Source organism: Streptomyces barkulensis (assembly GCF_002843305.1).
Taxonomy (GTDB): domain Bacteria; phylum Actinomycetota; class Actinomycetes; order Streptomycetales; family Streptomycetaceae; genus Streptomyces; species Streptomyces barkulensis.
Window position 1 is genome coordinate 51,314 of record NZ_PGSG01000108.1, and the last position, 17,719, is coordinate 69,032.

Annotated in this window: 11 protein-coding genes; 6 read left to right on the forward strand and 5 right to left on the reverse strand. The window is 74.4% G+C overall.

The window, feature by feature from the left end:
- Positions 1–228 precede the first annotated feature (228 nt).
- Positions 229–828, forward strand: coding sequence for a hypothetical protein (locus CUT83_RS24205; protein ID WP_143688615.1), 600 nt, complete (start codon positions 229–231; stop codon positions 826–828).
- 57 nt (positions 829–885) lie between these two features.
- On the opposite strand, the gene CUT83_RS24210 is transcribed toward CUT83_RS24205, so the two are convergent.
- Positions 886–1,923, reverse strand: a complete 1,038-nt coding sequence (locus CUT83_RS24210) for an adenosine deaminase (RefSeq protein ID WP_240958355.1) — start codon at positions 1,921–1,923, stop codon at positions 886–888.
- Between the two features lie 97 nt (positions 1,924–2,020).
- On the opposite strand from CUT83_RS24210, the gene CUT83_RS24215 reads away from it, so the two are divergent.
- Positions 2,021–2,674, forward strand: a complete 654-nt coding sequence (locus CUT83_RS24215) for a DUF4190 domain-containing protein (RefSeq protein ID WP_101257956.1) — start codon at positions 2,021–2,023, stop codon at positions 2,672–2,674.
- Here CUT83_RS24215 and CUT83_RS24220 read toward each other — a convergent pair.
- Together CUT83_RS24220 and gabT are read right to left on the reverse strand one after the other, a co-directional pair.
- Positions 2,671–3,336, reverse strand: a complete 666-nt coding sequence (locus CUT83_RS24220) for a phosphatase PAP2 family protein (protein WP_338154116.1) — start codon at positions 3,334–3,336, stop codon at positions 2,671–2,673. The two genes, CUT83_RS24215 and CUT83_RS24220, sit on opposite strands and share 4 nt — an antisense overlap.
- Positions 3,337–3,672: 336 nt before the next feature.
- Positions 3,673–5,016 (reverse strand): 4-aminobutyrate--2-oxoglutarate transaminase, encoded by a 1,344-nt coding sequence (gene gabT / locus CUT83_RS24225; protein WP_420882488.1) that lies wholly within the window; start codon positions 5,014–5,016, stop codon positions 3,673–3,675.
- A gap of 326 nt (positions 5,017–5,342) precedes the next feature.
- Between gabT and CUT83_RS24230 the strand changes: the two genes are divergently transcribed.
- Together CUT83_RS24230 and CUT83_RS24235 are read left to right on the forward strand one after the other, a co-directional pair.
- The gene (locus CUT83_RS24230; protein ID WP_240958357.1) at positions 5,343–7,520 is read left to right on the forward strand and encodes an ATP-binding protein; all 2,178 of its coding nucleotides are present in this window, start codon (positions 5,343–5,345) and stop codon (positions 7,518–7,520) included.
- A gap of 185 nt (positions 7,521–7,705) precedes the next feature.
- On the forward strand, positions 7,706–9,415 hold the full coding sequence (locus CUT83_RS24235; RefSeq protein WP_101257959.1) for a PucR family transcriptional regulator: 1,710 nt from the start codon (positions 7,706–7,708) through the stop codon (positions 9,413–9,415).
- A 120-nt stretch (positions 9,416–9,535) separates the two neighbouring features.
- Here the strand turns inward: CUT83_RS24235 and CUT83_RS24240 are convergent, their stop codons facing one another.
- Positions 9,536–10,867 carry a M14 family metallopeptidase gene (locus tag CUT83_RS24240; RefSeq protein WP_101257960.1) on the reverse strand — a complete coding sequence of 444 codons (1,332 nt, stop codon included), beginning with the start codon at positions 10,865–10,867 and terminating at the stop codon, positions 9,536–9,538.
- A 256-nt stretch (positions 10,868–11,123) separates the two neighbouring features.
- On the opposite strand from CUT83_RS24240, the gene CUT83_RS24245 reads away from it, so the two are divergent.
- On the forward strand, positions 11,124–12,578 hold the full coding sequence (locus CUT83_RS24245) for an aldehyde dehydrogenase family protein (protein ID WP_101257961.1): 1,455 nt from the start codon (positions 11,124–11,126) through the stop codon (positions 12,576–12,578).
- Positions 12,579–12,654: 76 nt separating this feature from the next.
- On the opposite strand, the gene CUT83_RS24250 is transcribed toward CUT83_RS24245, so the two are convergent.
- Positions 12,655–15,606: a glycoside hydrolase family 3 C-terminal domain-containing protein gene (locus tag CUT83_RS24250; RefSeq protein WP_101257962.1), complete on the reverse strand. Its 2,952-nt coding sequence runs from the start codon at positions 15,604–15,606 to the stop codon at positions 12,655–12,657.
- Between the two features lie 363 nt (positions 15,607–15,969).
- Between CUT83_RS24250 and CUT83_RS24255 the strand changes: the two genes are divergently transcribed.
- Positions 15,970–17,637, forward strand: coding sequence for an extracellular solute-binding protein (locus CUT83_RS24255; RefSeq protein ID WP_101257963.1), 1,668 nt, complete (start codon positions 15,970–15,972; stop codon positions 17,635–17,637).
- Positions 17,638–17,719: the final 82 nt, after the last annotated feature.

Here is a 17,719-nt window from a genome sequence, read left to right on the forward strand (position 1 = left end):
CACGCAGGCCATGCAGACCGGAGAGCACCCGAGAACGTGACCACGCCCCCGCAGCCGCAGCCGTACGCCGGACCGCCGGTTCCGCCCGGACCACCGCCACCGCCGCCGCCCGCGCCGTACGGATGGCAGTCCGGGCCCCACGGCGGGCAGCCGGGCCCGTACGGGCACCCCGGGCCGTACGGGCCGCCTCCGGTGGGGCCGCCGCCGCGGCGGGGCAGCGCGGGCAAGGTGATCGGCATCGTCGCCGCCGCGCTGATCGGGGCGTTCATGCTGTTCCGGGCGTTCGCCGAGGTCCAGGGCTGGAACGCGCCGTCCCTCCGCGCCGGTCCGCCGCCCGAGTACACCCTCACACTGCCCGACGCGGTCGAGGGCGGCCGGCTGCCCCTGACCGAGGACCTCGGCGACACCTTCCGGCCCGCTGTCTCCGACCCGGACCTGACGGTGGTGGGCGGGCGCTACCACGCCGCCTCCGGCGGCGATCGGCTGGTGTTCATGGGCTACCACGGGGAAATCGGCAGTCCCGAGCGGTCGAGGAACGGTCTGCTCGACGGGATGGAGGACAACCCCTCCAGCGAGCTCGCCGTGCCGCGCCGGGAGATCACCCCGGCCGGTTCGGACGAGCCGCTGGTGTGCGAGGTGCTGGTCAAGGCCGAGAGCGGTACGCGGACCACCGTTCCGGTCTGTGCCTGGGGCGACCGCGGCACGGTGGGCAGCGTCATGGACAACAGTGTCGACACCGCCGGCACGGACCCCGGGGACGTGGACCTCGACGCCTTCGCCGAGCGGGTCGGCGCCATCCGCGACGAGGTGCGCGAGCCGATCGGCTGAGACACCGGGGCCCGGCGGCCGGAAGCAGCCGCCGGGCCCGTCCGGGCCGGGCGGCGGTCAGCCCCGCCAGGAGGCCAGGTAGGCGTCGATCTCGGCGGACAGGGACGACTTGACCCACGCGGGCGCGAACGAGGCCGTCACGGCGTTCTTCGCCAGCTCCGCCACCCCGGCCGCGTCCAGCCCCAGCAGCCGGGCGGCGATCTCGTACTCGGTGCACAGGTCGGTGCCGAACATCGGGGGGTCGTCGCTGTTGACGGTGACCAGAACCCCCGCCTTGACCATCTCGGCGATCGGGTGCTCGTCCAGCGAGGCCACGGCGCGGGTGGCGATGTTGGAGGTCGGGCAGACCTCCAGCGGGATACGGTGCTCGGCCAGGTACGCCAGCAGCTCCGGGTCGCGCACGGAACTGGTGCCGTGCCCGATGCGCTCGGCGCGCAGGGAGTCCAGGGCGTCCCAGACGGTCCGCGGCCCGGTGGTCTCGCCCGCGTGCGGGACGCTGTGCAGCCCCTCGGCGATCGCGCGGTCGAAGTACGGCTTGAACTGCGGGCGCGGCACCCCCACCTCCGGACCGCCCAGCCCGAAGGAGACCAGGCCCTCGGGGCGCAGCTCGCAGGCCAGCCGGGTGGTCTCCTCGGCCGCCTCCAGACCCGCCTCGCCGGGGATGTCGAAGCACCACCGCAGGGTGACGCCCAGCTCGGCGGCCGCGGCCCGGCGAGCGTCCTCGATGGCCTCCATGAAGGCGCGCTCGGGTATGCCGCGCCGCGTCGAGCTGTAGGGGGTGACGGTCAGCTCGGCGTAGCGGATGTTCTGGCGGGACATGTCCCGGGCGACCTCGTAGGTCAGCAGCCGGACGTCCTCGGCGTCGCGGACGAGGTCCACCACGGACAGGTAGACCTCGATGAAGTGGGCGAAGTCACTGAAGGTGAAGAACTCCGCGAGCGCGTCCTCGTCGGCCGGGACCGCGGAGTTCGGGTGCCGGGCGGCCAGCTCGGCCACGATGCGGGGGGAGGCCGATCCGACGTGGTGGACGTGGAGTTCGGCCTTGGGAAGGCCTGAGATGAACGCGGACAGACCGCCGCTGCCGGAGCTGGGCAAGATTCCTCCAGGTGGACGAGAGCGCGGCCATGGTAGGCGGGAGCCGGGCGCGGCGCACACACGCCTACGATGGCCCGACACTCGACGAGGAGGGGACATGCCGGAGAACCCGGGCCCGGGGGAGGGCGTACCGCTCGGCAAGGCCGGCGGGCAGCAGGCCGGTGCGCCGCCGTCCGACCGGCCGACCGTGACGGCGTTCGTGCCGCCGGCCGGACAGCCGCAGCAGCCGCCCGGGCAGGGGTACGGGCAGGGGTACGGGCAGTGGCCCGGACAGGGATACACGTACGGCGGCGGCCCGTGGCCGGGGGCCGCGCCCCAGCCCGGCCACGGGTACGGGCAGGCGGGCCCGGTGCCCGCCTGGGTGCCGCCCCCGCCGCCCCCGCAGACCAGCGGCATCTGCACCGCGGCGATGGTCCTCGGCATCGTCAGCATGGTGCTGGTGACGACCTTCTACGGCGTGGTCCTGGCCGTCGTCACCGGGCCCGTCGCCATCGGCCTGGGCATCGCGGCGCGCCGCAGGGTCAAGCGGGGCCGGGCGTACGGCAGCGGCCAGGCGACGGCCGGGCTCGTCCTCGGGGTGGTCTCCTTCGTGATCTCGGCCGCGATCCTTGCGCTGGGCGCCTGGTTCCTCCTCAACATCGACCGGTTCGAACCGGCGGAGGAGGAGTGGCACGAGGACACCAACCACACCCAGGTGGTGGACCGGGCGCCCGCCTTCGGCGGGTACGGCCCGCCCGCCGGGGAGGTCTAGGAGCCGCCCGGTGGGCGCGGGCGGTTCCCGGGCCCGGGGCGCGCGGGCCCGCCGGAGGCGGCGAGGACGCCGGCCAGCAGCGGCACGCCCAGACACCAGCTGCCCAGCACGTCAAGCGGCCAGTGGTATCCCCGCCACACCAGCCCCGCGCCCACGGCGGCGCACACCAGCGCGGCCGCCGTCGGCAGCGCCCACCGGCCCCACCGGACCCACCGGCCCCATCGCGGCCGCGCGCGGCCGCGGGACAGCACCAGCAGCGCGGCGGCGCCGTAGGCGACCACGGCCGTCGCCGCGTGGCCGGAGGGGAAGTAGCCGGTGCCGCCGAGCGGGCCGGGCCGGCCGGTCAGCGCCTTCAGCGGCGCCACCAGAGCGGGTACGGCGGCCATCGCCGCGGCGGCCGCCAGGACCGCCGGCGGCGGGCGGCGCCGGCCACCGCGCGCCCACACGTACGCCATCGCCGCGGCCAGGACGGGCAGCGCGACCTCGACATTGCCCAGGTCGGCGAGGGACTCGGCGAGAGCGGTCGGCGGGGCGTCCTCGCGCATCCGGCGCGCCAGGCGCTCGTCCTCCTCCGCCAGCGGCCCGTCGGCGGTCACCTGCCAGGTGACCGCGGCGAGGAGCAGCAGGGGGAGGGCCACCGCCGAAAGCACCGCCAGGAGCACGGCCGGGAGCGGGAGCGGCCGGGGAACGCGGAACGGCGGCCCCGGAACAGGGGGGAGGGTTCCGGGGCCGCCGTGGCGACCGGTCACCGCTCGCCCCGGGGGGTGTGGGGCGGGCGGCCGTCCGATCGGTGAGGAGTGTGCGCGAGGGCACAGCCGGGCCGGATGAGGGGAATCACCGGCTCGGTACCGTCCGCGGAGGCCCGCGTACGGGACACCGCGTTCTTCCGAGGAAGACCGTACGGCAGGTGGTGGGCGGCGGACAGGCGTGTCACCGCAAGGCCATTGCCCCCGCACACATTCTTCACGCAGCTCCCCATTCCGGGATCATCCCGGGTGTCACCCCAGGCTCGCCAGGGCCTCCTCGACGACGTCCAGACCCTCGTTCAGCAGATCCTCCCCGATGACCAGCGGGGGCAGGAAGCGGACCACGTTGCCGTAGGTGCCGGTGGTCAGCACCAGCACGCCCGCCTGGTGGCAGTGCCTGGCCACGGCGGCGGTGGCCTCGGGGTCGGGGTCCTTGGTGCCGGGCCTGACCAGCTCGACGGCGATCATCGCGCCCCGGCCGCGGACCTCGCCGATCACGCCGTGCTGCTGGGCCATCTTCTCCAGCCGGGGCTTCATGATCTCCTCGATGCGGCGGGCCTTCGCGTTCAGGTCCAGCTCGCGCATCGTCTCGATCGCGCCCAGCGCGGCGGCGCAGGCCACCGGGTTGCCGCCGTAGGTGCCGCCGAGGCCGCCGGAGTGCACGGCGTCCATGATCTCGGCGCGGCCGGTGACGGCGGCCAGCGGCAGACCGCCGGCGATGCCCTTGGCGGTGGTGATCAGGTCCGGGACGATCCCCTCGTCCTCACAGGCGAACCACTGGCCGGTGCGGCAGAAGCCGGACTGGATCTCGTCCGCGACGAAGACGATGCCGTTGTCGCGGGCGAACTCGGCGATGCGCGGCAGGAAGCCCCTGGCGGGCTCGATGAACCCGCCCTCGCCCAGCAGCGGCTCGATGACGATCGCGGCCACGTTCCGCGCCCCGACCTGCTTGGAGATCTGGTCGATCGCCTGGGCCGCGGCCTCCTCGGCGCAGTTGTCCGGGCCGGTGGGCCAGCGGAAGGGATAGGCGACCGGCACCCGGTAGACCTCGGGCGCGAACGGTCCGAAGCCCTGCTTGTAGGGCATGTTCTTCGCGGTCAGCGCCATGGTGAGGTTGGTGCGGCCGTGGTAGCCGTGGTCGAAGACGACGACGGCCTGGCGCCCAGTGTACGAGCGGGCGATCTTCACGGCGTTCTCGACCGCCTCGGCACCGGAGTTGAACAGCGCCGACCGCTTGGCGTGGTCGCCGGGGGTGAGCCTCGCCAGCTCCTCGCAGACCTCCACGTAGCCCTCGTAGGGGGTCACCATCACACAGGTGTGCGTGAACAGCTCCAACTGGGCGGCGGCGCGGCGCACCACGGCCTCGGCGCTGTTGCCGACCGAGGTCACGGCGATGCCGGAGCCCAGGTCGATGAAGGAGTTGCCGTCGACGTCCTCCAGGACGCCGCCCCCGGCGCGGGCGGCGAACACGGGCATGACCGCCCCCACGCCCGCCGCCACGGCCGCCTGCTTGCGGGCCGCCAGCTCCTGTGACTTCGGTCCGGGGATCGCGGTGACGACGCGGCGCTCCTGGGGGAGGGCGGAACCTTTGGGCATTTCGCTCATAACGGACTCCTCGGGCTCATCGGTGCGAAGGGGTGTTCATGGGTGTGGTTTCTCGCAGGCTAGGGCTGGGGAGGGTGCGTCGACATGCACCGCCGCGGAGAAGTGTCCGTGTCGTGTTGGCCGCGGTGGACATGGCCGGTTGTGTACGGCGGTCAACCGCGTTTGCCGGAGGCTAGATTGGGACGGTGGACGGGCGAGGGCGTGCCGGACGAGGAGCTGGGCGGGGCATGGTGAACGGCGGGACGCACGGGGCATGGGGGGCAGGAGATCCGGGGGACCCGCGCGGGGTGCGCGGCGGGCGGGGGGACCTGCCGGCGATGCCGCTGACCCCGCCCGCGCCCCCGATGCCGCGGCAGGCGCCCTCGGCCGGGCCGTCCCTGGGCGAGTGGCTGCGCGCCCCGCGCCCCGAGGCGGACCCCGGCATCTGGCGGTACGGGCACCGGCCCAGGCCACCGGAGGACCCCGACCGGCTGGGCGACCGGCAACTGCTGGGCGGGGCGGCACTGGTGATGCTCTGCGGGCTGCTGGTGTGGTCGTTGTGCTGGAACGGCTACATCGACTTCTGGGTGAAGCCGCTGGAGTGGTTCACGCCCGACTCCTGGCGTGAGCTGGGCGGGGACCACGAGGCGTTCGTCCGGGCGGCGAAGATCTACGAGTACCTGTTCACCATCGTCTTCTTCTCGGCCGTCGTCTGGATGGCCCGGGGCGGCGAGATCTGGCGGCGCTACGTGCGCCCGCGGCTGCGCGGGCAGGGCGGGCAGGGCGGGCAGGGCGGGCAGGGCGGGCCGGAGGGGACCGGGGGAGGAGCCGACCGGCCGGCCGGCCCGGCGGCCGCGCCCCCCGGCGGGCCCGCCGATCCGGCGCTGTGGCCCCAGCTGCGGGCGGTGGGCGAGCACGCCGCCGCCGACCGGCTGACGGCCGAGATCCACGGCGGCGGGATGAACGACGTCGACTACGTCCGGATCGACCGCGCCTGGCAGGCGGTACGGGCGCGGTACGAACAACTGCCCGCCTTCACCGAGGCCGTGCTCGACCGGGGAGCCGCCGCCTTCGCCCACCCCTCCGGCGACCGCGACCTGCCCGTCCGGGCGGCCCGGCACGACCTGCTGACCGGGCAGGTGCGGCTGGGCGCCGCGCCCGACGAGGAGCGCAACCCGTACGCCTACCGGGGCGCCCGCCTCGCACTGGAGCCCGCGCTGCTGAGCACCTCGATGCTGGTGGTGGGGCCGTCGGCGGCGGGCAAGACCAGCCGGGTGGTGCGGCCGGTGGTGGAGTCCCTGGCCCTCCAGGCCCTCACCGGGCGGGCCGCCGTGGTCGCCGTGGGCACGGCGGGTGCCGGGCTCGGCCCCGACGAGGCCTACGACGTGGTGATCCGGCTCGGCGACCCCGGGTCCGCCCACGACCTCGACCTCTACGGCGGCACCGACGACCCGGACGAGGCCGCCGCCGTCCTGGCCGAGGCGCTGGTCGGGGACGCGCCCGGCGGCCCGGTGGGCCCCGGTGGTGCGGGCGGCTTCGGCGGTGAGGCCGACACCCGCCGCGCCGCCACCGCCCTCGCCCAGCTCATCGGCCCCCACCGGGCCGCCCACGGCCGCTTCCCGTCCGTGCCGGAACTGCGCGAGCTGCTCGACGGGGTGCCCGTCGCGCTCGCCGCACTGCGCCAGGCGTGCGAGGCCGCCGGGGACGGCGCCGCCCTGCGCGAACTGGACGCCCGCGAGCGCCAGTCGGAGCGGCCCGGCGATCCGGGACCGCTGCTCGCTGACCGGATCGCGCTGCTGGACCGGCCCGCGTTCGCCGGGTTCTTCGGCACCGGCGGCATCGGCGGCACCGGCGGCAGGGGCCGCACGAGCGGGGCCACCCGCCCCTTCGCCATGCGCGACCTGGCGCACCCGCTGCGGGTGCGGATCGACCTGCCCGAGCGCGGCCACGCGGAGGCGTCCCGGCTGCTGGCCCGGCTGCTGCTCGCCCAGTTCACCGCCTGTGCCCGCGACCGCGACGAACGCTCCCTGTTCGCCTGCCTGGTGCTCGACGACGCCGCGCACACCCTCACCCCCGCCTCCGTACGCGCCGTCCAGCGGCTGCGGACCGCCAATGCGGGGGTGGTGCTGGCGCTGCGCAGCCTGGACGAGGTGCCCGAGCCGCTGCGTGCGGCGGCGGTGGGGGCGGTCGGCTGCCGGGTGGTGCTGTCGGGGGTGAGCACCTGGGACGGCGAGGTGTTCGCGCAGGCGTGGGGGCGGGAGTGGGTGAAGACCGAGGACGTCACCCACAACCCCGACTTCTCCGGAGGCGCGCTCCGGCGTGCCCTGCGCGGGATCCGGGCCCTGTTCACGGGGGTGCGGGCGACCACCCGCTCGGTCACCGTGCGCACGGTTCAGCGCGAGCGCTGGTCCGCCTCCGACCTCGCGCACAAGGTGCCGCCGGGCCACGCGGTGGTGTCGCTGACCACCGTCCGGGGCGAGGCGAGCCCGCCGGTCCTGGCCCGGCTCGGGGAGTAGCCGGGGCGCGCGGGCGGCCCGGAGCGTACGGCCCGGAGCGGGCGTACGACGGCACGTACGGCTGTACGGTCAGTAGTGGTGCGGCCGTATCCTTGCTACCGCACGGACAAAACCCGCCGCCCTCCTCTCCCGCCCGCCGGGCCGCCGGCCGGCGGTCGAACGCCGGAAAGGGCCCCAGATCAGCCATGCCGATCACCCTTGCCTCGCTGGTCCAGAACTCCTCCCTCAAGCTCGCCGTCCTCGCGGGCGAGGGGCGGCTGGACGCCCCGGTGCGCTGGGCGCACGTCAGCGAGCTGGCCGACCCGGTGCCGTATCTGGACGGCGGGGAGCTGCTGCTGGTCACGGCGATGAAGCTCGACGTCGAGGACGCGGGGGCGATGCGCCGCTACGTCGCCCGGCTGGACGCCGCCGGTGTGGTCGGGCTGGGCTTCGCGGCCGGGGTCGCCTACGACACGGTGCCCCCGGCACTGCTGGACGCCGCCCGCGAGGCCGGTTTCCCGCTGCTGGAAGTGCCCCGGCGCACCCCGTTCCTGGCCATCGTCAAGGCGGTCTCGGCGGCAGGCGCGGCCGAGCAGTACCGCGCGGTCAAGGCCGGGTTCGAGGCCCAGCGGGAGATGACCCGCGCCGTGCTCTCCGCGCGCGGCACATCCGGTCTGCTGGCGAAGCTGGCGGCCCATGTGGACGGCTGGGCAGCGCTCTACGACGTCTCCGGAGCGCTGGTCGCCGCCGCTCCGTCCTGGGCCTCCCGCCGCGCCGCCGAGCTGACCGACGAGGTGCGGCGGCTGCGCGACCGCTCCGCCACCGCGAGCGCCGTGGTGAGCGGGACCGGCGGCCGGGCGGGCGACCGGGTGGAGCTGCAGTCGATCGGTTCCGGGCGCCGGGTCAGGGCCGTGCTCGCGGTCGGCACCGGCGCCCCGCCGGGCACCGCCGAGCGCTACGCCGTCAACTCCGCCGTGGCGCTGCTGACGCTGACCACCGAGCGGTCCCGGGCCCTGCTGGAGGCCGAGCAGCGACTGGGTGCGGCGGTGCTGCGGATGCTGCTGGCCGGGGAGGCCGACCACGCCCGGGCAGTGGCCGGTTCGCTCTACGGCACACTGCTGGACGAGCCGCTGCGGGTGGTCGTGGCCGAGGGCGCGTCGGCACGGGGCAAGGCTGCGGGCGTCCGGGAGCCCGGTGCGGGCGGGGCCGCGGGCGGTCCTCCCGAGGAGGCGGGCGAGGCGGAGGGCGCCCTGCCCGCCGGGGTGGAGGCGCTCGCGGAGAAGACCGAGTCGGCCGCCGCCCGGGCGGGGGAGTCCGTCCTGTTGGTCCGGCACGACCGGCGGCTGGTGGCACTGGTGGCGGACGGCGGCGCCGCCGCGGCGGCCTGCGCGGACTTCGCGAGCCGGACCGAGACGGCGGCCGGGGGCGTCCCGGTGGGCGCCGGCACGGAACACGGGGTGGTCGTCGGCGTCTCGGCGCCCGCCGGACTCGCCTCCGTGGCCGCGGCGTTCAAACAGGCCGGGCAGGCGCTGTCCGTCGCCCGCCGCCGCGGCCGGTCGCTGGTCGAGCACGAGGACGTGGCCTCCGGCTCGGTCCTCCCGCTGCTGGCCGACGAGGCGGTGCGCGCCTTCGCCGACGGGATGCTGCGCGCGCTGTACGAACACGACGCGCACGGCCGCGGCGATCTGGTCGCCTCGCTGCACGCCTGGCTCTCCCGGCACGGGCAGTGGGACGCGGCCGCCGCCGACCTCGGCGTCCACCGGCACACCCTCCGCTACCGGATGCGGCGGGTCGAGGAGATCCTCGGCCGGTCGCTGGACGATCCGGACGTGCGGATGGAGCTGTGGCTGGCGCTCAAGGCGACGGCGACCGTGCCCTTGGTCCAAAGGGACCAGGGGCGGACCCGCAAGGGCTGAGATCCGGAGGGACCGGGGCCCGGGGGCCGGACCTGGGGGCCGGATCCGGGACGGCCGGACCCGGGAGGCCCGGGCGCGGCCAGGACCCGGTCAGGGCACTGTCAGGACACCGTCAGGGCGTCAGGAGCAGTACTGCTGCTCCTTGCCGATCGAGCGGTACATGCAGTCGGCGTTCTCCATCAGCAGCAGGACGGCGTCCTCGTTGCGGCTGGTCTCCCGCTCGATCACCTCGTCGGGCGGGTAGAAGCCGTCCCGCCCGTTCGGGCCGGGGTACATCTCGAAGGTGTAGCTGAAGATGCGGTGCTCGGCCCACAGCCAGTCGTTGATCGTTCCGTCGGTGATGTAGAGGTCGCTGGACTGCTGGGGGGTGTAGCCGTTGGACGCGGCCATCGCCCTGCCGACGGCGGCGAAGGCGTTCCGGTCGTCCTGGGTGAGCCCCGGTGCGGTGTCGCTGTAGGTGTAGCCGTAGGGCCACAGCACCAGTTCGCTGTAGGTGTGGAAGTCGATGTGCGCCTTGATCTGCTGCTCTCCGCCGACCACGCGGCCGCGGACGAAGTCGGCGACCACCCGCACCTCCGGCGCGGACCCGGCGGACGGGCCGCGGTAGGTGGCGCTGTAGGGGCTGGAGGAGGAGCCGCCGCAGCAGCCCCACTTGTAGTACCAGTTGCGGTTGAGGTCGGTGCCGACGTACCAGGAGCCGGAGTTGGGCTGGCGGTTCTTGCGCCAGCTGCGGTAGCTGCCCGAGGCGATGTCGTACTCGCCGCCGTCGGGGTTGACGTCGGCGATCACCCACAGCTCGCGGCTGTCGACCATGCGGGTGATGCGGGAGTCGCCGCCGTATCGCTCGCCGAACTCGCGGATCACGTACAGCGCCATCTCCACGGTGAGGTGCTCGCGGGCGTGCAGGTGGTGGGTGAACAGCACCTCCGGCTCGCTCTCGTCGGCGGAGACGTTGTCGCTGATCTTGACGGCGACGATGTCGCGGCCCTGGTAGGTCTTGCCGATGACCTTCTTGGCCATGATGTCCGGGTACTCCCGCACATATCCGTCGATGGCCGCCATGGTCTCGGCGTAGTTGTGGTAGCCGGAGTCACTGGGCGGGTAGTCGAGGGTGTCCGCCCCGTCGCTTTCGGCGCCCCGCTGCGGGGGAGCGGGCAGGGCGGTGAGGCGGTGGCCGGCCTTCCGCAGCTTCTCGGCCTGCGCGGCGTCGGCGGTGACCACCACCGAGTGTTCGCGCACCGCGTCGATGGCCGTACCCGTACGGGCGATGGCCGTGCGCTGTTCGGCGCCGGTGATCCCGGCGATCTCGTACTGCCGCTCGCCGGCGGGGGTGGCCCGCCGGCCGTCGTCGGGAGGAGCGGCGGTGGCCTGTGCCCCGAGCGGAACGGCCAGTGCGAGGGTGAGGAGGAGGGCGGCGGTGAGGGTCCGCCGCCCGTGAGGACGTCTACGCATCGCGTCTCCTGGGGTGTCCAGTTCGACGGGTGGGGGTGGTGCGTTCCGTGCCGTGTCATGGTCGCGGCAAAACAGCGGGCGGGCAACCGGGCCCTTTCCGACAAAGAGGTGCGCGGAACAACCCGAGTGATACGTGCCGGACAAGAGTCCCGTACGGCCCCGGCCCCTACGGTGGTGCCAGGAGCCGGCCGCGCAGCAGCCGGGCCCCGACCACCACCTCCACCGCTCCACCACTTCGGAAGGGCCGGGATACGCAGTGACCACAGCGACTTCCCCACACGCGTTCTGGCTCGCCGGCCGCGAGGCGACCGGCGACGAGACCTTCGAGGTCACCTCGCCCTGGGACGGCCGGACCGTCGGCACCGTCAGCGTCCCCACCGAGGCCCAGGTCGAGCAGGCCGTGGCCGCCGCGGCCGAGGTGGCCGCCGAGTTCGCGGCCACCCCCGCGCATGTGCGCGCCGCCGCCCTGGACCACGTCCACCGGCGGCTGGCCGAGCGTACCGAGGAGATCGCGAAGCTGATCTCCGCCGAGAACGGAAAGCCCATGAAGTGGGCCCGCGGTGAGGTCGGCCGCTGCGTGTCGGTCTTCCGCTGGGCCGCCGAGGAGGCCCGCCGCTTCAACGGCGGCACCGCGCAGCGGCTGGACACCGACGCGGGCGGGACCGGCCGTCTCGCCCTGACCCGGCGCTTCCCGCGCGGACCGGTGCTGGGCATCGCACCGTTCAACTTCCCCCTCAACCTGTGCGCCCACAAGGTCGCCCCGGCCATCGCGGTCGGCACGCCGATCATCCTCAAGCCCGCCCCGGCCACCCCGCTGTCCGGGCTGCTCATCGGTGAGCTGCTGGCCGAGACGGACCTGCCGGCCGGCTCCTGGTCGGTGCTTCCCGTCCCCAACGACCGCATGCCGTCCCTGGTGGCCGACGAGCGCCTGCCGGTCATCTCCTTCACCGGCTCCGGCCCCGTGGGCTGGTCCATCCTGGACACCGTGCCCCGCAAGCGCGTCACCCTGGAGCTGGGCGGGAACGGCGCGGCCGTCGTGCTGGCCGACTACTCCTCCGACGCCGACCTGGACTGGGCCGCGCAGCGCATCGCGACCTTCTCCAACTACCAGGGCGGCCAGTCCTGCATCTCCGTCCAGCGCGTCATCGCCGACGCCTCGGTCCACGACCGGCTGGTGCCCCGGGTGGTCGAGGCCGTCGAGGCGCTGGCCACCGGCGACCCGTCCGACGACGCCACCGACGTCGGCCCGCTGATCAGCGAGGACGCCGCCAAGCGGGTGGAGTCCTGGGTCGACGAGGCGGTCGCGGCCGGTGCGAAGCTGCTGACCGGCGGAAAGCGCGACGGAGCCACCTACGCCCCCACCGTCCTCGCGGACGTGCCCGCCGACACCGCGGTCTCGTGCGAGGAGGTCTTCGGCCCCGTGCTCACACTGACCTCGGTCGACGGCGAGGAGGCCGCCTTCGCCGCGGTCAACGACTCCAGGTACGGCCTGCAGGCCGGGGTGTTCACCCACGATGTGCGGGCGGCCTTCCGCGCCCACCGTGCCCTGGAGGTCGGCGGTGTGGTCATCGGCGACGTGCCCTCCTACCGCGCCGACCAGATGCCCTACGGCGGCACCAAGGAGTCCGGCGTCGGACGCGAGGGCGTGCTGTTCGCCATGGAGGACTACACCTACGAGCGGGTGATGGTCCTCACCGGCCTGGACCTGTAGTCGCCGCCCCCTCGCCCGGTTCGCCGCGGCCCGGCCCCGGAAGGAGGACCGAACCGCGGCGCGGGCCCGCCCGTCGTCAGGTGGCTTCGGCGGAAGAGGGGCCGTCGAAGCCCAGGCGGGCCAGTCTGAGGGAGCCGTGCAGGGTGACGCGCAGATCGCGCACGCCCGAGGGCGGATCGTCCAGGCGGGCCCGCACGGTGGTGTACGTGTAGCGGTCGCCGGTGCACGGGACGGTGAGGCGGGCCAGAACGCGGCCCTCACCGCCCTCACCCTCCTCGCCGCCCCCGCCCCCGCCTCCGCCCCCGCCGCCGTCCAGGCGCAGGACGATCTCCGCCTCGCCGGGCTCGGCGCGCGCCGCCTCCACCGTCACCGAACCGGGGCCGGCACCGGTGTCGGCCCCGGCGCCGAAGTCGCAGTCGTGGAAGACCAGTTCGGCCGCCCCCGGGCCGGCCGGGGCGACCGCGTCACCCCGCTCCCGGCTCAGATCCACCAGCTCGGTGCCGCTCTGCCCGTCGTAGTCGGCGGCCCGGATACCGCCCACCGGACGCGGGGCGCCGGGCCCGCCGTCGACGCGGAAGACCGCGCTGCGGCGGATGTCGGCACTGGAGGCGCCGATGTCGGCGGCGTAGGAGCCCGGGGCCACCCGCCACCGGCCGTGGGCCACGTCCCACAGGCCCAGGGCCCGGGAGACCGGGACGGTGAACTCCACCTCCCGCGACGCGCCCGCGTCCAGCCGGATCCGGCGGTGGGCCGCCAGCGCGCGGTGCGGACGGGGCAGCCGGCGTCCGGCCACCTCGACGGCGCGCACGTAGAGCTGGACCACCTCGTCGCCCGCCACCGCACCGGTGTTGGTCACCGCGCAGCGGACGGTCAGCATCCGGCCGTCGCAGGAGATCTCCGGCTCGCCGTAGCCGAAGGAGGTGTACGACAGGCCGTGGCCGAACGGGTAGAGCGGTGCGCCGTCGAAGTACAGGTAGGTGGTGCGCGAGCCGATGACGTCGTAGTCCAGCAGACCGGGCAGATCGGCGTCGGCGGCGTACCAGGTCTGCGGCAGCCGCCCGCCCGGTGAGACGTCGCCGGCCAGCACGGCGGCCAGGGCCTGCCCGGACGCCTGCCCGCCGTGGGCGGTCCACAGCAGCGCGGGCAGCGCCTCGTCCGCCTCGCCGACCGCGTACGGGTAGGCCGAGGTGAGCACCAGGGCGGTACGCGGGTTTGCGTCGCGGGCCGCCCGCCACAGCCGGTCCTGCCGCGGCGGCAGGGCGAGGGTGGTGCGGTCCTCGGTCTCGCGCCCGCCGATGTGCGGGTCGTTGCCCGCGACGACGACCACCACGTCGGCCTCCCGCGCGGCGGCGCGCACCTCGTCCTCGCCGCGCCGGACGGTCTCGACGGTGAACACCGTGCCCGGCCCGCCCTCGGCGGCAACCCGGACGCCGTCGGCGGCGACTTCCACGTACCGGCCCGTCCCCCGGTGCCTGAGGAGGTGTCCGCCGCCGTGGGACTCCAGCTCGAAGGTCTCCTGGACCACCCAGCCGCCCGGCTGCTCGGCCGAGGCGCGTACGAAGCCGTCGTCGGCGACCGACAGATAGCGGCCGCACCCCGCGCGCAGCGTCAGCACCCCGTCGCCCCAGTCCACCAGCGCGAACTCCTCACCGGCACCGGCGCTCACCGTCAGCGGCGGCAGATCGGTGCGGCCGCGCAGCAGCGCCGGGTCCAGCGCGCCCCCGGCCGCCGGGTCGCCGGCCCCCCGCTCACCGGGGCCGGCCCCGGGCACGGCCAGCCGACCGCCGGAGCAGCGCAGCCGCACCCGGTCGGCGCCCTCGGCGTACACCACACGGTCCGCGCCGAACCGCTCCCGCAGACCGTCCAGGGGGGTGGAGCGGCGCAGCAGCGCGCCGCTGTACCAGTCGAGCTTGCACTCGTCGGCCAGCAGCCCGACGACCGCGACCCGCACCCCGTCCGCCAGCGGCAGCAGACCGTCGTTGCGCAGCAGGACGATCGCCTGCTCGGCGGCCTCGCGCGCCAGCTCCCGGTGCCCGGGGGTGTCGAACGCGGCGTCCTCGTCGAGGGGTTCGGGGTCGAACTCGCCCAGCGCGCACCGCATCGCCAGCAGCCGCAGCACCGCGGCGTCCACATGTTCCTGTCCGATCAGCCCGCGCTCCAGCGCGCCGCGCACCCGGGAGGTGATCGGCGAGGAGTCCTCGCCGTGGTCGGTGAAGCTGTCCACCCCGGCGCGCAGGGCGGCGGCGGTGGCCTCCTCGTGGGTGTCGAAGTAGCCCTGGGAGTCGGCCAGGTTGCTGGGCGCGCCGGCGTCCGTGCACACCACCAGGTCGTGGTCGCACCAGGTGCGCAACTGCTCGGCCAGCAGCGGCGAGAGGTGGTTGGGACGGCCGTTGACCAGGTTGTACGCGGGCATCACCCCGGCCACCGCGCCCGCCTCGACGGGGCCGCGGAAGGCCGGCAGCTCGTACTCGTGCAGCACGCGCGGGCGCACCGAGGCCGAGGAGGTGTCGCGGTCGGTCTCGTTGTTGTGCGCCAGCCAGTGCTTGAGCACCGGGGCGGTGCGCCATCGGGTGGGGTGGCCGCCGCGCAGGCCGCGGGTGTAGGCGGTGGCGATCGCGGCGGTCAGATGAGGGTCCTCGGAGTACCCCTCCTCGTTGCGGCCCCACAGCGGATGGCGCAGCAGATTGACCGTGGGAGACCAGACGTTCAGCCCGACGCGCGGATCGCGGGCCCGCATCGCGCGCACCTCCCGCCCGACGGCATCGCCCACCCGCCGTACCAACTCGTCGTTCCAGGTCGCCCCGAGCCCGACGGCCTGGGGGAAGACGGTGGCCGGCCCCATCCAGGCCACGCCGTGCAGCGCCTCCTGGCCGGTGCGGAAGGCCGCGACGCCCAGACGCTCCACGGCCGGGGCGAACTGGTGCAGCATCGCGACGCGCTCGTCGGGTGCGAGCCGCGCCAGCAGGTCGGCGGCGCGCTCACGGGCGGGCAGCGCCGGGTCGCGGAAGGGCGGCTGTTCGGTGCTCACGTGCGGAAGGTCCCCTCCGGAAGATGGGCGGCCGCCACCGCGCGGCGGTGCGCGCGGCGGTGCGTGCTGTGGCGTGCGCTGGGGTGTGGCGGTACACGATTCGAAGCGCTTCGATGCTGGGGTGAGGGCGGGGCGAGTGTCAAGGAGCTGAACCGAATACAGCCGTCCGGGCCCGTGAACTGCCTGTATTCGGGCCGCTTGCGGTGCCTCGATGTTTCTTCGCCGTGACCCTTGCGCGGTATGACCCTCGCACTTAATCTCGGCGCAACATCGAAGCGCTTCGACCGACCTGCCCGACCGGCGGGACCGCACGCCGTCCGTCCCGCCCGTCCCGCCGACGCGCCGCCACGAAGGGTTGCCGCCATGTCCCAGACCACCAGCCCCAGCCGGAGAACCTTCCTCGCCTCGACGGCCGTCGCCGCCGCGGCGGTGGGCGGCGTGCCGCTGCTGTCGGCGTGCTCCTCCGAGGGCGGCGGCAACCGGAACGAGGGCACGACGACGAAGAAGGACGCGGCGAAGATCCTCCCGGCGTACGTCGCCTCGAAGGTCGCCGAGCCGGACATTCCCGGCGAGAACGGCTCGCGCCCCGGCTTCACCGGCAAGGCGGAGCCGTACGACGCGCTGCCCGCCTCCGTCCCCGAGAAGCTGGGCAGGGGCGGTGAGGTCGCCATCATGAGCCCGCTGTGGGGCACCCCGCCCGAGAAGGACTGCGCCTACTACCGGGCCGTCGACAAGGCCACCGGGGTGAAGGTCGACTGGCAGACCCAGGACGGCAACACCTACGGCGAGAAACTCGGCGCCGTCCTCGCCTCCAGCGGCATCCCCGACATGGTGGTCATCCCCAGCTGGGAGATGCAGGGCAAGATCCCCAGCGCCATCGGCAGCCGCTTCGCCGACCTCGGGCCGTACCTGTCGGGCGACAGGGTCGAGGACTACCCCAACCTCGCCGCGATCCCCACCGCCGCCTGGCAGATGTCCATCTTCGGCGGGAAGCTCAGAGGACTGCCGATCCCGGCCGGCGCGGTCGACATCATCATCCCCTACTACCGCCAGGACGTCTTCGAGGACAAGGGCTGGGAGGTGCCCGCCGGCCCGCGGGAGTTCATGGACCTCGCCAAGGAGATCACCGCGCCCAAGGCCAAGGTGTGGGCGTGCGAGGACATGAAGTGGACGGCGTTCAACATCTTCGGCGTGCTGCCGGACAAGCCGTACTGCTGGCAGTGGCAGGGGGACAAGCTCGTCCACCGTATCGAGACGGACAACTACCTCGAGGCGCTGGAGTGGACCCGCAAGCTCTACGCCGCCGGCGTCGTCCACCCCGACGCCAAGACCGGCCGGGGCGACGCCGGCACCCGCTTCACCGCCGGCCAGTCGATGATCATGAACGACGGCAACGCCAAGTGGTACGGCTGGACCTTCGAGCAGAGTGGGCAGAACCCCGACTTCCGCGTCCAGGGCATGGACATCTTCGGCCACGACGGCGGCGACCCGCAGCTGTACTTCGCCAACCCGGCCGGCATCTGGGCCTTCATCAACCGAAAGGCCTCCAAGGAGACCGTCCAGGAGTGCCTGGCCATCGCCAACTTCGCCGCCGCTCCCTACGGGACGAAGGAGAACCGCCTGGTCAGGTACGGGGTGGAGGGCACCCACTACACGCTCGAGGACGGTGTGCCCACCAAGACCGGGCAGGGCGTCACCGAAGTCCAGGACACCTACTTCTTCACCGCCAGCGCCGAGGCCGTCGCCGCTTTCCCCGACCACCCCCAGGTGGTGCGGGACTGGTGCGGCTGGCAGCAGCGGATGGGCGCCTTCATGAAGAAGCCCCTGCTGTACGGGATGCAGGTCCGCGAACCCAACCGCTGGACCAATCTGAGCGACCAGTTCGAGGACCTGGAGAACGACGTGGTGCGCGGCCGTAAGAAGGTCTCCGACATGCAGAAGGCCGTCGAGGACTGGCGCCGGGCCGGCGGCGACGACCTGCGCGACTGGTACCGGAAGCTGATCGAGGAAGTCGGCGAGTCCGCCGCCTGACGCACCCGCGCCCACAGGCCCCCGGCCCGGCGCCCACCGCGGCGCACCGCACCACCGGGCCGGGACCGGAACGACGCTGACG

Bases quoted from the DNA above. Each gene is read 5' to 3' on its own strand.
- CUT83_RS24215 (WP_101257956.1), top strand. From the start codon at position 2,021: ATGCCGGAGAACCCGGGCCCGGGGGAGGGCGTACCGCTCGGCAAGGCC.
- gabT (WP_420882488.1), bottom strand. From the start codon at position 5,016: ATGCCCAAAGGTTCCGCCCTCCCCCAGGAGCGCCGCGTCGTCACCGCG.
- CUT83_RS24230 (WP_240958357.1), top strand. From the start codon at position 5,343: ATGCCGCTGACCCCGCCCGCGCCCCCGATGCCGCGGCAGGCGCCCTCG.
- CUT83_RS24235 (WP_101257959.1), top strand. From the start codon at position 7,706: ATGCCGATCACCCTTGCCTCGCTGGTCCAGAACTCCTCCCTCAAGCTC.
- CUT83_RS24240 (WP_101257960.1), bottom strand. From the start codon at position 10,867: ATGCGTAGACGTCCTCACGGGCGGCGGACCCTCACCGCCGCCCTCCTC.
- CUT83_RS24255 (WP_101257963.1), top strand. From the start codon at position 15,970: ATGTCCCAGACCACCAGCCCCAGCCGGAGAACCTTCCTCGCCTCGACG.